This is a genomic window from Sphingobacterium sp. R2 (genome assembly GCF_040760075.1).
In the GTDB taxonomy this organism is placed as follows: domain Bacteria; phylum Bacteroidota; class Bacteroidia; order Sphingobacteriales; family Sphingobacteriaceae; genus Sphingobacterium.
In genome coordinates this window covers 3,314,136-3,328,498 of sequence record NZ_CP142884.1, presented here as the reverse complement: position 1 = coordinate 3,328,498, position 14,363 = coordinate 3,314,136, and the positions used below count along the sequence as shown (strand labels likewise).

At 38.9% G+C, this 14,363-nt stretch carries 15 protein-coding genes; 5 read left to right on the top strand and 10 right to left on the bottom strand.

Annotated features, from left to right (window positions below):
- From VXM68_RS13720 to VXM68_RS13690, 7 genes are all read right to left on the bottom strand, one after another.
- Window positions 1-1,053, bottom strand: coding sequence for a type III polyketide synthase (locus tag VXM68_RS13720; protein WP_367209012.1), 1,053 nt, complete (start codon window positions 1,051-1,053; stop codon window positions 1-3).
- The gene (locus VXM68_RS13715) at window positions 1,050-1,763 is read right to left on the bottom strand and encodes a methyltransferase domain-containing protein (protein WP_367209011.1); all 714 of its coding nucleotides are present in this window, start codon (window positions 1,761-1,763) and stop codon (window positions 1,050-1,052) included. Before VXM68_RS13715 ends, VXM68_RS13720 begins: the two co-directional genes overlap by 4 nt.
- On the bottom strand, window positions 1,754-2,887 hold the full coding sequence (locus VXM68_RS13710; protein WP_367209010.1) for an NAD(P)/FAD-dependent oxidoreductase: 1,134 nt from the start codon (window positions 2,885-2,887) through the stop codon (window positions 1,754-1,756). Before VXM68_RS13710 ends, VXM68_RS13715 begins: the two co-directional genes overlap by 10 nt.
- 199 nt (window positions 2,888-3,086) lie before the next feature.
- Window positions 3,087-4,730, bottom strand: coding sequence for a carboxylesterase family protein (locus VXM68_RS13705; RefSeq protein WP_294349273.1), 1,644 nt, complete (start codon window positions 4,728-4,730; stop codon window positions 3,087-3,089).
- Window positions 4,731-5,063: 333 nt separating this feature from the next.
- Entirely contained in the window at window positions 5,064-5,813 is a 750-nt protein-coding gene (locus VXM68_RS13700) for an SDR family NAD(P)-dependent oxidoreductase (RefSeq protein WP_293955126.1), read from the bottom strand.
- 99 nt (window positions 5,814-5,912) lie between these two features.
- Window positions 5,913-6,602: a hypothetical protein gene (locus tag VXM68_RS13695; RefSeq protein WP_367209009.1), complete on the bottom strand. Its 690-nt coding sequence runs from the start codon at window positions 6,600-6,602 to the stop codon at window positions 5,913-5,915.
- Between the two features lie 137 nt (window positions 6,603-6,739).
- Window positions 6,740-7,039 (bottom strand): hypothetical protein, encoded by a 300-nt coding sequence (locus VXM68_RS13690; protein WP_293955130.1) that lies wholly within the window; start codon window positions 7,037-7,039, stop codon window positions 6,740-6,742.
- 135 nt (window positions 7,040-7,174) lie between these two features.
- Here VXM68_RS13690 and mazG point away from each other — a divergent pair, with 135 nt between their 5' ends.
- From mazG to kdsB, 4 genes are all read left to right on the top strand, one after another.
- The gene (gene mazG / locus VXM68_RS13685; RefSeq protein ID WP_367209008.1) at window positions 7,175-7,987 is read left to right on the top strand and encodes a nucleoside triphosphate pyrophosphohydrolase; all 813 of its coding nucleotides are present in this window, start codon (window positions 7,175-7,177) and stop codon (window positions 7,985-7,987) included.
- A gap of 75 nt (window positions 7,988-8,062) precedes the next feature.
- Complete coding sequence (trpS, locus tag VXM68_RS13680; protein ID WP_294184436.1) at window positions 8,063-9,061, top strand: tryptophan--tRNA ligase; 999 nt, start codon at window positions 8,063-8,065, stop codon at window positions 9,059-9,061.
- A 12-nt stretch (window positions 9,062-9,073) separates the two neighbouring features.
- Window positions 9,074-9,691, top strand: coding sequence for a deoxynucleoside kinase (locus VXM68_RS13675; RefSeq protein WP_294184438.1), 618 nt, complete (start codon window positions 9,074-9,076; stop codon window positions 9,689-9,691).
- Window positions 9,692-9,779: 88 nt separating this feature from the next.
- Window positions 9,780-10,523 carry a 3-deoxy-manno-octulosonate cytidylyltransferase gene (kdsB, locus tag VXM68_RS13670; RefSeq protein WP_367209007.1) on the top strand — a complete coding sequence of 248 codons (744 nt, stop codon included), beginning with the start codon at window positions 9,780-9,782 and terminating at the stop codon, window positions 10,521-10,523.
- 6 nt (window positions 10,524-10,529) lie between these two features.
- Here kdsB and VXM68_RS13665 read toward each other — a convergent pair whose 3' ends face one another.
- From VXM68_RS13665 to VXM68_RS13655, 3 genes are read right to left on the bottom strand one after another with little or no spacing between them, the layout of a single operon-like run.
- Complete coding sequence (locus tag VXM68_RS13665; protein WP_367209006.1) at window positions 10,530-11,435, bottom strand: aldo/keto reductase; 906 nt, start codon at window positions 11,433-11,435, stop codon at window positions 10,530-10,532.
- Window positions 11,422-12,153 (bottom strand): FKBP-type peptidyl-prolyl cis-trans isomerase, encoded by a 732-nt coding sequence (locus VXM68_RS13660; protein WP_367209005.1) that lies wholly within the window; start codon window positions 12,151-12,153, stop codon window positions 11,422-11,424. The genes VXM68_RS13665 and VXM68_RS13660 overlap by 14 nt, the downstream gene beginning before the upstream one ends.
- A 6-nt stretch (window positions 12,154-12,159) precedes the next feature.
- The gene (locus tag VXM68_RS13655) at window positions 12,160-13,146 is read right to left on the bottom strand and encodes a glycosyltransferase family protein (RefSeq protein ID WP_293955141.1); all 987 of its coding nucleotides are present in this window, start codon (window positions 13,144-13,146) and stop codon (window positions 12,160-12,162) included.
- Between the two features lie 177 nt (window positions 13,147-13,323).
- Between VXM68_RS13655 and VXM68_RS13650 the strand changes: the two genes are divergently transcribed.
- Window positions 13,324-14,274: a zinc dependent phospholipase C family protein gene (locus VXM68_RS13650; RefSeq protein WP_294349261.1), complete on the top strand. Its 951-nt coding sequence runs from the start codon at window positions 13,324-13,326 to the stop codon at window positions 14,272-14,274.
- Window positions 14,275-14,363 lie beyond the last annotated feature (89 nt).

Below are 14,363 nucleotides of genomic sequence, written 5' to 3'. Positions count from 1 at the left end.
TTACCATTGTAATAAAACGCGCTGAGCCGTAAACCCCGGTCCAAAACTCAGCATCAATCCCAATTCACCAGGCTGAGGACTTCGTTTCATGATACGTTCAAGCACATATAGCACAGTAGCACTGGACATATTGCCATATTCCGACAATATTGCTTTAGTATCGTTAATATCTTTATCAAATTCAGCAAAAATCTGATCAATTGTCGCAACGATCTTTTTTCCACCGGGATGAAAAATCATGTAATTAATATTTTCGATTTGCAAATTATTTTTCTGAAGAAATGGATGTATTACTGCTCCGAAATGGGAAGCAATCACATTAGGAACTTCTACATCAAGTATCATCTTCATACCGGTATTTGTTAGCTTAAACCCCATAATATCTTCGGTATCATAAAAATGGTACATCTGTTGGTCCAAGATTGCAGGCCCACAGTCCGAATCGTACGAGGAAAGCAGGCAGCATGCTGCACCGTCTCCAAATATTGCGGCACTAACGATATTCGACATCGAAAAATCTTCCAGTTGGAAGGTTGCTGTTGGCGCTTCTACCGAAATTACCGCAGCACGTTTACCCGGGTTGGCCTGAAGGAAATTTTTAGCATAGATTATTCCTGAAACACCGGCAACACATCCCATCTCGGTGACTGGTAAGCGCACAATATCCTGGCGGAGTTTCATCTTGTTAATGAGATAAGCGTCTAGCGAAGGGATCATAATCCCAGTACAGCTCACTGTAATGATATAATCTAGTGATTGTGGATCCCATTCTACTTCCTCAAGCGCTTTGCGCAGCACGTCCTCGCCGAGAAGCGTTGCTTCACGGCAGAATATGTTATTTTTTTCTTCAAAGGAAGTTGACGTAAAGACATCGATTGGATTCATAATGGCGTATCGCTTTTCCACGGCCGAACCTTCGAACAGCTTCTTAACTTTCTTAATAAAACGGGCGTCCTGTCCCTCCAGCCAACCATCTAACATTGGCAGTATCTCTGCTGTAACACAGGAGTAATTAGGCAGTTGTTTTGCAACATGTATTATCTTAACATTCATATATTGGAAATAATCCACTGGTATCGGAAAGCCCATTTCCATTGGACGGTATATTTTTCTAAATGTAATTTCTTTGCGAATTCTACGAGCTCATCCTTTTTAAATCCGCGTCGTATGGAGATAAGTCCATCCTCTCTTGTCATTCTGTTTAACCTAAAAACAACGGCAATTGTTTGAAAAAGTCGATAAGCAATTTTACTCCTATGTAGGTCGTTGATGATAATTCCTAATTTTGAAATTTTGATCATTCTCCCTATTAATTCCAGTATGTTTTCATCGTTAAAATGGTGGATGGTTAACGTACACAAAACGATGTGAAAACTAAAGTCCTCAAAATGCTCTTCAAAAATATCAGCGCATAGATACGTTATATTGGTATAATTTTTCGATAAAGACCTAGCATGATTAATGGTATACCGATTTGCGTCTACACCATATAATTCAAAGTGAATACCCTTTTTATAGGCATAATTACTTAGCATACGGAGCATATCCCCATTACCACATCCGATATCCACGATCTTTATTGGTTGGATCGAATTAACATGGGAGAGCATTTTTTTTACTCCATCTAGTGTGATACTGTTTCCTCCTAGAAAGCGATTGATTTTGGAGATCTGATTTAGTGCGCCACGAAGTTCATCTCCTTCGAGTTGAAAATCGTCCATGATTTCATTCTCCGAGGTTCTCTGTGTTATATCTATTGCCATTTTATTTCGCTTGCATTGCCATGTGTCTGTTTAATCATCAAGCTTAAGAGTTTAGGGAAAAATAGCGCAGTTTTCATTAAAATAGCGAGACCTGCTTTATGACGTAGTATACGCGATAAAAGCCTTCCGAAAAATAAACGCTTTCTAAAGGTCCGATTCCATTGGCTGACGTACGCCCTCTCCAATTGATTGCGTGAGTGAATATGACCATTGTAGTAATCTACAATGAGCTCGGAAGCTATTTTAGCCCCATGTATCGCCATTGCCATCCCATTTCCGCAGAATGGATGAATAAGACCGGCTGTATCACCAATCATAAGAATGTGGTCTTCTACGGCTGATTTCTTATCAAATGAAAACTGGCTAATGGTCAGTGGTTTATCAAAAATTAATTTGCTGTGTTCAAAAAAACACTTGAGATATCTGTTTTTAGATAAGACATACTGTTGGAAGTCTTCGATATTTTTGTATCGTTTAAAGGTATCCAAATCGGCCAAATAACACAAATTTACCTGGCTATCCTCCACTTTAGAAATACCGCAATATCCGCCTTTAAAATGATGTAATGCAATAAGGTCACTTGGAAAATCCGCGAAATAATGTGCTTTAACAGCTATCCACGGGGATTTTTTCCTCATAAAATCACGAGATAAAAGCTGATCAATATTACTGCGTTTCCCAAAAGCTCCCAGTACAATTTTAGCATTTAAAATATAATCCTGACAAGAAACATTAAATATGTCGTCATTGAATGATATTCCCGTAACAGTTGCAATAATTATCTCACAGCCATTTCGCTTTGCCTGTTGATATAACAAATCGTCCAATACATAGCGACTTACACCAATGCCACCCACCGGTAGTTTGATCTTATTCATCTTTCCGTCTGCGGTAGTGAATTTAAACGTTTGAATGTGAGTGGGTAATAAGGTTTGCACGTCGACTTCCAACCATTCCAAATAAGGTAAAACCTCATTAGACAAATATTCGCCGCAGACTTTATGACGCGGGTAATCGTATTTTTCAATTAACGTAACCTTCAATCCTTTTTTAGAGAGATGTAATGCACTTGTGAGTCCCGCCAGGCCACCTCCAATAATAACCACATCAGGATTTATGTTCATACATCAAAATTTGTTTAAGAAGAAAAAATTAATACCATAATAGCACACAAATTATGGACTGGCTTTACGGAAAAATATCGTTTTTGACTAAAATCTTCAATGATAACAGCTAGTAATGATAAATAGTTTTTTACCTCGTCTGATTATTTGTCAGAAAAATGGATTTATCTGATCCCATAAAATTAGTGGATCTATTAATCTACCTCGATGTATGTTTATGATCAACAAAAAATTTATCAAGGAAGAGATATCTATCCCTAAATTCTTCGGTGGATGATTTCATATCGATATTTAGATTCAAGATATGCATACGTTTATCTTTTGCAGTGGTTTTTGGCCAGATAGCAAGACCCTTACCGTTTGGATCTCCCGTTTTTATAAAATTAATGAAATACTGCTGACCAATTGTAGACACGCTATAGTCAGCGTCAGACCAGGCAAACACATCATTGCTCTGCAGATTTCCCAATAAATATTCGATATCACTCGCGTGAAATGCTCCGGATAAAGGCGGAGGATTGTTATCCTTCTGTTCTTGATTCGATTTTTTGGTGATTCCTCCAGCGAGTCCAGATTGCACATCACTGTAGATGGGTTTCATAGGTGGACGCGGCTTATCGAATATATAAACGTAGGTTGGCTGTCCGCTACTTTCTCTTTGCAGGTCAAGCCATTTCCACGTGCTATAAACAATAAAATTATCACTAGCTAATGCAGTTGCTGACCGAATGACTTGTGTCTCAGTCTTACCAGGATAAAGCGCTAGCGCTTCGTCGGCATTAACGCCATATTGCGCTCTCACCAATTTCTCATAATTCTCGGGAGATGGATAATATTTACCCATGTACGCTGTATATGGTACTTCCGTAGATGTCCATCCGGCTAGTAGTGGAACTTTTGACTGTTCCCCTGCCTCAAAAATGGCCAAAGGAGATTTAGGCAGAAAATAGCCATCAACAATCAAACGAGTTGTAAAAGCCCCCGGTTCACTGGCTTTATCAAGTAGTTCAGCGGCGGGAATTTCCCTAAGCTTATCAAGTCTATCAACATTTATACGCGTCGCGAAGGCCACCCCCTGTTGCTCCTGCTCGGCAATAGAGGCCGTACCATACTTCAAATTAAAAATACTCCCACTTTGGCCTATCGCACGCTTAAACAGTCCTTTAGACAGCGGACTAGCCATTTGAGCAGACACAGACATGCTCCCAGCAGACTCGCCGCCAATGGTAATTTCATCGGGATTCCCCCCAAATGCAGTTATATTCTTTCTGACCCAAACCAAAGCGGCATGCTGATCAAGTAATCCATAATTTCCAGATGCGTTTGTCGGCGACTCTTCTGTTAATGAAGGATGGGCAAAAAAGCCAAAAATACCAAGGCGATAGTTGACAGTAACAACAATCAGCCCTTCTTTTGCAAAACTTTCACCATCATAACGACTTTCTGACCCATCGCCAGCATTGAATCCACCACCATAAAAATAAACTAAAACTGGAAGCTTACCTGATCCTATGGAAGTTGGGCGCCAGACATTCAAATAAAGACAGTCTTCGCTTATTCCTGGCGACCGAAAACGCATATCCCCATAGATCGGCTTCTGCATGGGAGAATAACCAAAATGATCGGCCTTTCGAATACCAGACCAATGTTCAGCAGGCTGAGGTTCTTTCCATCTGAGAACACCCACTGGCGGTTTTGCAAAAGGAATTCCTCGAAAGGACTGTACCCCACTTGGAAGGACAATACCCTCCAATATTCCTTCTTCCACCTTTACCCTCGGCATCTGAGCAAGGAGAATTGAAGTAGTTAATAAAGCAAAAAAAGTAAAAAAAATTTTTCTCATGATGACTTCCATTTATAACGGTATGGTGTTATTCCTTATTAAAATACAAAATAAATCTATAACAAGGTGAATATGTATCATTTATTAATAGATAAGTTTTAAGAAATTAGTAGCATTTTGAATAATGTCGACTTACTGGATTGAAAAATCAGCAACACTTTAGGGCATGATTGAAAAACTGTCTATCGCTTTAGCCAATAGTACTTAACTGTATTAAATAAGGATCAAAGCGTTTGAAATTTAGACTATCTGTGGTTAGCTTACAAATAGATGCCCCCAGAAGTTATTCACTTTTGAGGGCATCTATTTATGTACTTCTGTTCGAAAATAGTACTAAATCGAAGTATAACCGCCATCGATTAAATAATATCCACCAGTCATAAAGGACGATTTATCCGAACTTAAAAATAGAACAAGTTCAGCCACTTCTTCCGCTTTTCCTAGACGTCCAATAGGGTGTTTGCCTATCAATGTGTCGATATGTTCTTTATCCAGCTGAGCTAATAATGGAGTATCAATATATCCAGGCCCGACGGCATTACATCGAATGTTTTTTTGACCATATTCAGCACCAATATTCTTTGTCAACCCCACTACTGCATGTTTTGCAGATGTATAGGCACTCGACATAGGAGCAGCAACAGTGCCGTGTATCGACGCCATATTTACAATCACACCACCACCGCTCTTTTCCATCGCCTCGATTTGATATTTGCATCCATAAAATACGCCGTTGAAATTAATATCAATCACTTTTTTCCATCCATCCAAACTATAATCTCCAGTGAGAGCAGCCTCACCGCCAATACCAGCATTATTGCAGGCCACATCAAGCCTACCAAACTTTTCAATAGCAAAACTAACCAACGACTCATTATCAGCCGCAGAGGAAGTATTTGCTTTAAAAAATACAGCAACCCCACCTACCGATTCAATTTGTTTTACAGCCTCATGCCCTGCTTGCTCGTTGATATCCGAGACTACAACCTTTGCTCCTTCTTTACCATAGGCCAATGCAACGGCTAGTCCGATCCCCGAACCAGCTCCCGTTACTATAGCTACTTTATCCGCTAAAACTTTCATATGATATAAATTTTGATAGATACAATTTAATCAAAGTAAGCGGAACTAAGAATAAAAGTAGATCAAGTTTCTGTTGAAATTAAATAATATGACATCTAACTAATCTTCGCCCTGCAAATGCGGATATTTTTCATAAAATCTATTTAAAAACAATCGCCCCATAAGTTGAAGTTTTGCTTGTGTTTCAAACATGCCCACACCGGGAGAGATAATGCCATGTGGCATCCGCTGTACTGTGCCATAATATATTATATCTAGTCCATTTCCATTAATATCAAAATGCATTTTCTTTGGTTTTAAGCCCATCACAGATCCCATGCGCGTTAATTTTTCAGAATTGCTAATCTGAGCGTTCTGAGCACTAATTAAGGATTGATGGTCAAATACAAAATGATCCCTAGCTCGCCCTTCGTCAAAAAATACGTAATGCAATTCGTTGTCACTTAGCACTAGATAAGAAGCATTATCCCGCTCATTATAACGAGCCTTCACACCAACAGCTGCCCATGCTACAGTTTTCGCCGCAGTTGCCGCAGCTCCGGCAACCTTATCGCCAACTGTCGCAATATAAGCACATTGCGTAAAAGCCTCTATCGGAGCACCATTCAGCTGCTTTTTTAATTCTACGAATTCATCCTTTAACAACTCATCTCTTACATCTGGCCCTAGGTTAATTCCAGATTCACCTTCGTACTTTCTAGCAGTCTCTTTTTGTTTTTTCATCATTATTAGAGAAATTATTACGCAGACCGCTACGATAATTGCCAAAATGCCGATATAAAACATCATAGTATAGAATTTAAAAGGTTTTATTCCTTATTAATATATAGTAAACAACCATTAAATTATTTTTTATAATTCAACCTTACGAAATCAATTTTGCTAACTAAAGGCAACTGTTTTGAAATGCATATTTTTTGATAAAGTTACCGCTCGCGCTCCTTTAGTTCTAATTGAAGGAGAATATCACGCTTTTTGCCCTCTATTAAAGATAGGTTGCCAGCAACAAAAACGCCTTTCTGCCCCGATTCATTGCTGATACCATAAACGGAAGATTCATCATCAGGATCAGATGCACCTTCATAACGAAATAAATAATCAATTTTATACTGATCTGCATGAGCTAACAGATCATCAAATTCAATATTATAGTCAATTGTATAACCCATGTTGCTTAATTTTTCTAAAGCAACGCTGGCAGAGGAGTACCCGTGCATTCTTTCCATAGTTGAGTGTTCTAAATCCGATCTAAACGTTAAATTTTATTATAAAACGACTGACAAAACGGTTTTGTTTTCCGCAATTTGAAATAGTTTATTCAAAATCATATTTCTACTTTTGTGCTACCAACACGATGAAATATGGCAAAACTAGCAGCACCGGCGTATCAACACACACCTCAATTGGCGTTTCAACGATTACTCGATGTCTTGTACACCTTAAGGATCGAATGCCCCTGGGATAAAAAACAGACCATGGAATCACTTCGACATTTGACTATGGAGGAAATGTATGAATTAACAGACTCCATTTTGGAAAAAGATTATCCAGAAATCAAAAAAGAAATTGGTGACGTCTTGATGCATCTGGTATTCTATGCCCGCATTGCCGAAGAAGAAGGACATTTCAACATGGTCGACGTACTTAATGCGGTCTGTGATAAGTTGATTACGCGCCATCCACACATCTACGGTGACGCCAACGCTGATACAGAAGATCAGGTCAAGTCCAATTGGGAAGCGATCAAGCTCAAAGAAGGCAATACATCTGTACTTGCCGGCGTACCAAAAGGCCTACCCGCTTTGGTAAAAGCCTATCGTATCCAAGATAAAGTTCGCGGTATCGGATTTGACTGGGAAGATAAGAAACAAGTATGGGAAAAAGTAGAGGAAGAGCTTGCCGAATTCAAAGCAGAATTTAAACTGGAGACAGCACTTCCAATGGATCAGGAAAAAGCGGAAGGCGAATTTGGTGACCTTTTATTCTCCTTAATAAATTATGCACGGCATATTGGCATAAATCCCGAAAATGCACTTGAACGCACCAATAAAAAATTCATTGAACGGTTTACCTATTTAGAACAAAAAGCCGCTGAAAATAAGCAACAACTGCAGGAAATGAGTCTAGAAGAAATGGACGTTTATTGGAATGAAGCTAAAAAATTAAAAAAATAACGCAGTCCCTAAAAAGGAAGTCAAGGACCGAATTTAATTCGACTTTGTCAAATTTATGCGTAAATTCGCAGGAATATGGAAACAGTTGTTAGCGGTATCAGAAGTACCGGAAAATTACATTTAGGAAATTACTACGGCGCATTGAGCAATTTTGTGAAAATGCAAAACGAATATAATTGCTTTTTTTTCATTGCAGATTTACATTCACTAACGACTCACCCCACTCCCCATGGGCTTCAGGGAACGGTTCGCCAAGTTATTGTTGAATATTTAGCTGCAGGAATAGACCCCGAAAAATCGACTATTTATGTTCAGTCTGATGTTCCAGAAGTTGCGGAACTCTACCTATATATGAATATGAACGCCTATCTCGGCGAGCTTGAACGCGCTACCGCATTTAAAGATAAAGTTAGAAGTAGTCCAGACAATGTTAACGCAGGTTTATTAACCTACCCGGTCTTGATGGCCTCTGATATATTGATTCACCATGGCACAAAAGTGCCCGTAGGAAAAGATCAGGAACAACATTTGGAGATGACGCGGACTTTTGGCAATCGCTTCAATCGCTTATACAATGTAGATTATTTTAAAGAAGCGTTCGCGTTCTCTTACGCTGACAAATTGGTGAAAGTTCCCGGACTTTCAGGCCAGGGAAAAATGGGTAAATCCAATGGTGAAGCAGATTGTATTTATCTATCAGATAGTGAAACCGTAATTCGTAAAAAGGTGATGCGCGCTGTATCCGATTCTGGTCCAACTGAGATGAACCAGCCTAAGCCTGAAGCTATCCAAAATCTTTTTGATTTAATGAAGGTCGTATCTACTGCAGATACGTTACAGCATTTTGATGAACGCTATAACAAATGTGAAATTCGTTATGGTGATTTCAAAAAACAATTGGCAGAAGATATGGTACTTGCAACCAAAGATGTACGCTCCCGCATTGAGGATATATCAAACGATGATGCATACATTGCTAAAGTTGCAAAAATGGGCGCTGAAAAAGCAAGCGAATCCGCGCACAAGACACTGAAAGAAGTTCGTGAAATTATTGGTATTAAAAGATTTTATTAAGCTAGAAATAATATGCACATCGCTATCGTTGGAAATATAGGTGCCGGCAAAACAACATTGACCGAAATGTTAGCCAGTCACTTTAAATTTGAACCTCAGTTTGAAGCTGTAGACAACAATCCGTATCTGGAAGATTTTTATTCGGACATGAAACGCTGGGCCTTCAATCTTCAGATTTTTTTCCTCAACAGCCGCTTTAGACATATTGTAAAACTGCAGGAAACTGGCATTGATATGATTCAGGATCGTACCATTTATGAAGATGCTTATATCTTTGCCGAAAACTTGTATGATATGGGTTTAATGAGCGCACGTGATTTTGAAAACTATAGTAATATTTTTCAAAGCATTATCCATTATATCAAACCGCCAGATTTATTGATTTACCTCAAAGCCTCTGTCCCTACCCTGGTGAATAATATCCAAAAAAGGGGGCGTGACTATGAATCCGCAATTCGCTTAGATTACCTGTCTAAGCTGAACGATAAATACGATAAATGGATCAATAATTACAAGGAAGGTAAGGTCATGATTCTGGACAAGGACAATCTGGACTTCACCAAAAACCCAGAAGACCTCGGCAATATCATTCAAAAAATCGAAGCCGAATTATACGGATTGTTCGAATAATTGCGATATCAAAAAGCCTGTAAGACATTTAATTTTACAGGCTTTTTGATAAACTCGCATTTTCTCAGCCAACGATAAATAGTAAAAAATGAAATTTTTAGGTATTATTCCTGCCCGGTATGCATCGAGCAGATTCCCTGGAAAACCGCTGATCGACATCGAAGGAAAAACGATGATTCAGCGGGTCTACGAACAGGTCAAAAAATCAACAAAGTTAAACGATGTTGTTGTAGCAACTGACGACCAGCGCATCGCAGAAACTGTACGTTCTTTTGGTGGCGAAGTTGTCATGACCGCAGAGCACCATCAATCGGGAACAGATCGTTGTGCTGAAGTCATCACCAATATAGATGGTTATGATGTTGCCATCAATATACAGGGTGACGAACCCTTTATAGACCCCACACAAATTGATCTTTTAGCAAATTGTTTTGAAGATACCACTACGCAGATAGCGACCCTAGTCAAGGAAATTACTGAGGAGGAGGAGCTATTCAATGTAAACATCCCTAAAGTTGTCCGAAACACCAAAGGAGAAGCCATCTACTTTAGTAGGCAGACCATTCCTTTTTTAAGAGCTGTGGAAAAAGACCAATGGTTACAAAAGCAATCATTCTATAAACATATCGGAATATATGCTTACCAGGTAGATACATTAAAAGCCCTGACACAACTTCCTATTTCTATGCTAGAAGAAGCAGAGGCTCTGGAACAGTTACGCTGGTTAGAAAATGGCTACGCCATTCAAACGGCAATTACAACGCATGAAACTGTCGCCGTAGATACAAAAGAAGACCTCGCTAAAATATTAAGACTATTTTTCAATAAATAGTTAAGCTTACCGGTGTTCGGTATAATATAACGACCGGACACCTTCCAATAGAACCTGCTTATCCAAATCACTTAATTTGATCATCTGCGCTTTTGCTCTGATCAATTCATCCAATTGCAATTTGGTACTCACACCAACGAGTGCTGTAGCAACAGCTGCGTTAGAAAGCACATAAGAAAGTGCAACAACCATATTGTCTTTCCCGATACGTTTGGAAAGGTTTGCCAAGTTTCTCACAATATGGGCCACCTCTCCCGAACTATACTGAAGAAAAGGTTCTATTTGCTTGTTGATGAGAACGCCTTTGGCTAATACACCGCGTACGACGATACTTATACCCTGTTCATCTAACAAGCGACTTATTTCTTCTTCTGGTCTTCTATCCAATAGACTGTATTGCATCATTACTGAAGCAATGTCAGATTTGGACAAAAATGCCTTGATAACATTCGGACGAATGGATGAAAGACCGTAAGCACGAATTTTACCCTGTTGCTTCAACAGCTCAAACGCTTCAACAATCTCCTCTATCGGATCTTCTATCGTACCACCATGTAACTGATAGAGGTCAATGTAATCCGTTTTTAAACGTGACAACGAACCTTCCACAGCTTTGATAATATAGTCTTTCGAAGCCTTCCAATCCCAGCCGGATCCATCTGCACGCCAAAGGTTACCAACTTTCGACGCCAAAACAATATGCTTGCGAAAGCTTTGCACACTCTCCCCGACGATCATCTCGTTTAGCCCTTTATCGTAAAGATCAGCGGTGTCAAAGAAAGTGATCCCGTTCTCGTAAGCTTTTTGAATAATATCTTTGGATTGTTTGGACTGATTACTTTTTAAAGACATACAGCCCAAACCTATTTCCGAAACGATTAAGCTTGTATTTCCTAATTTACGTTGTTCCATTTGCACCAATATCAAGCAATTCTACCTCAAACACCAATGTGCTGTTTGCAGGAATTTCACCTGTCGCCCGTTCGCCATAGGCTAATCTACTAGGTATAAAAAATTTATACTTTGCCCCCTTGGACATTAACGGGATGCCAATCTGCCAACCTTTAATCACTTGACCCAAGGATAGTTTCAATGGCTCCTTACGGTCGTATGAGCTATCAAATTGCTTTCCATTAAGTAAGGTACCTTTATAATGCACAGTTACCTCATCGTCACTTTTCGGCTTTGGGCCTTCCGCCTCATTTAGAACAAGATATTGAATCCCTTCAGCCGTAGATTTCATCCCAACAACCTTTGCATTTTCTACGAAAAATTTATCTTCTTCAGCACGGCTAGCAGCCTCTTTTTTAGCACGAACGTCCATGATCGCCTGTTGGATCACAGCTCTTCCTTGGCCTTCTTCCAATAGCGATTTATCCCCTTTCAAGACATCCGAAATCGCTTTTGCAATCAAATCAGACTTCAAGTAATCGATCTCAATAGATTTTAGAGAATTTCCTATATCGGCACCAAATGCATAAGAAACAGAATCGGCCTTCGTTTTCAGTTGATTTGTTGTACTTGGTTTAGTTGAGACGACCTTCTTATTCGCCGTCGTGTTCGTTTTTTTTTGTTGAGCAAATCCTGTGACTGTTGTCAAGGATAATAGGGCTAATGCAATATATTTCATCTTTGTTTAACGGTGCTTCTGCACGATTTCATTTATAATTTCCTGTGTGATATTAGGGTAATCAACTTCAACCCTAGATTTACTGTTGAGCCAGGCTTCTATCGCCAGCATGTTTTTCTGTTTTAAGCTCGAAATTACAGGCACTCCCATTTCTTCCAACGATGCAGCATTCAAATGCTGTTCATATTGGTTCTTCATTGGGATAACTAACAGTTTCTTTTTCAAATATAACGCTTCTGCCGGTGTTTCAAAACCTGCCCCACATAAAACTCCAGAAGAAGATGCCATACTATTTATAAAAGATTGGTTATTTATAGGCCTAATCGTTACATTTTTCATTTCGAATGCCTTCGAATTATGTTTACTAAAAACGTCCCAATGCACATCTGGAAACTTCATCAAGTGCTTCAAAAGATGTGCATCGTCGTATGCTGGTAGATAAACCGTATAATGACCTTGATCTGTTACAATCAAATCACGAACAGCGTTACGGATAACAGGCGGATAAATATTCTTGCCATAACGCTTAAAATGGAAACCGTAAGAATGTGTGGAGGGTGCATAGTTTTTCATGATGAACTTACCCAGCATATCGCTCTCTTCTGGTTTAGGACTCGACGGATCTAAGGCAGCAATCTGATGGCTCAATCCAATGCATTCTAAATCTTTAGAATGACAAGCCCAAGCCGAGATCGGCTCAAAATCGTTGATCACCAAATCATAGTTTTCAATTGGCAAACTCTTAATTTCATTTGTAAATTTACGAATAGTCGAACTCATAAAGGTTTTCCACAAATCTACCCCACCAGACTTACCAAAAATAAAACTCAACCCGTGAAAACGATATTTAACCTCAAAAGGAAGTGATAGATCTGCTTGAATTCCACTCACCAAAACATCAACTTCTCCTAACGCTCTCAAACAGGGGACAATATCCATCGCACGGCTAAGATGTCCATTTCCTGTCCCTTGTACGGCATACAATATCTTCATAACGACTGTATTTTGTGTCGGCAAATTAATCAATTTTAACGATTATCAATATTATTTTATTGTTTAGTTAGGTTAAGAAAATATAAATTAACATCAAAAAAATCTATTAATCTCTTTTTAATCCTCCTTTTTGTATATTTAATATCAACAATTATTTAATAGCCAGTTCAATAAACCATGAAATTTCTGTTGTATACGATACTTTCACTAATTTGGATACCGATTTTTACCTCATGGGGATTTTTTGCACATAAAAAAATTAACCATTATGCCGTATTCGCATTGCCGGCGAAGATGGCGAAATTCTATAAAGACAATATCGATCTGATTACCGAGAAGGCTGTTGACCCAGATAAACGCTGCTACACCGATAGTGCTGAAGGTCCCCGGCATTTTATAGATATAGAAGATTATGAAGAAGATGGAAAAAATGATTCCATACCCATTCATTGGTCAAAAGCGAAAGAAAAATATCAGGAAAAACAGTTGTTAAAAAATGGTATTGTTCCGTGGCAAATTTATTTAACCTACCAAAAGCTAGTGAAAGCTTTTCAGGCAAAAGATTATAATCTGATCATCAAACACTCGGCAGAACTAGGTCATTATATTGCAGATGCCCATGTTCCATTGCATACGACTAAAAATTACAATGGACAATTCACCAATCAATTAGGCATACATGCATTCTGGGAAAGCCGATTACCGGAAATGTTTTCCGAAAAATACAACCTTCGCGTCGGAAAAGCGAGCTATATCAAAGATCCTCTGCAAGAAGCCTGGGCTATTGTTTACGAAAGTAATCGGCTTGTGGATTCTGTCTTAACAATTGAAGCCGATGTCAATCGTCAATTTAAGGCATCTCAAAAAAAATCATTTATTGAACGAAACAATCAACTGGTATGGACCTACTCTGATAATTATGCCAGAGCCTATCATGAAGCCATGAACGGAATGGTGGAAAGGAGAATGCAAAAAACCATCTTACGTGTTGCCTCCTATTGGTATTCCGCTTGGCTTGAATCTGGGCAACCAAATTTAAGCAACATCGAGAAAATAAAAATCAATAGCAAACAAGATCAAATCGAAATCATTGATAGAAAGCCGATCGGCCGTGAAGAGTGGATGTAAAAACACACCATACAACTGGACTATTTAAATTATTCATACCGGACCACTTGTGTTGTGGTCAACTAAGCTACTTTTGCAGTGTAAAATGT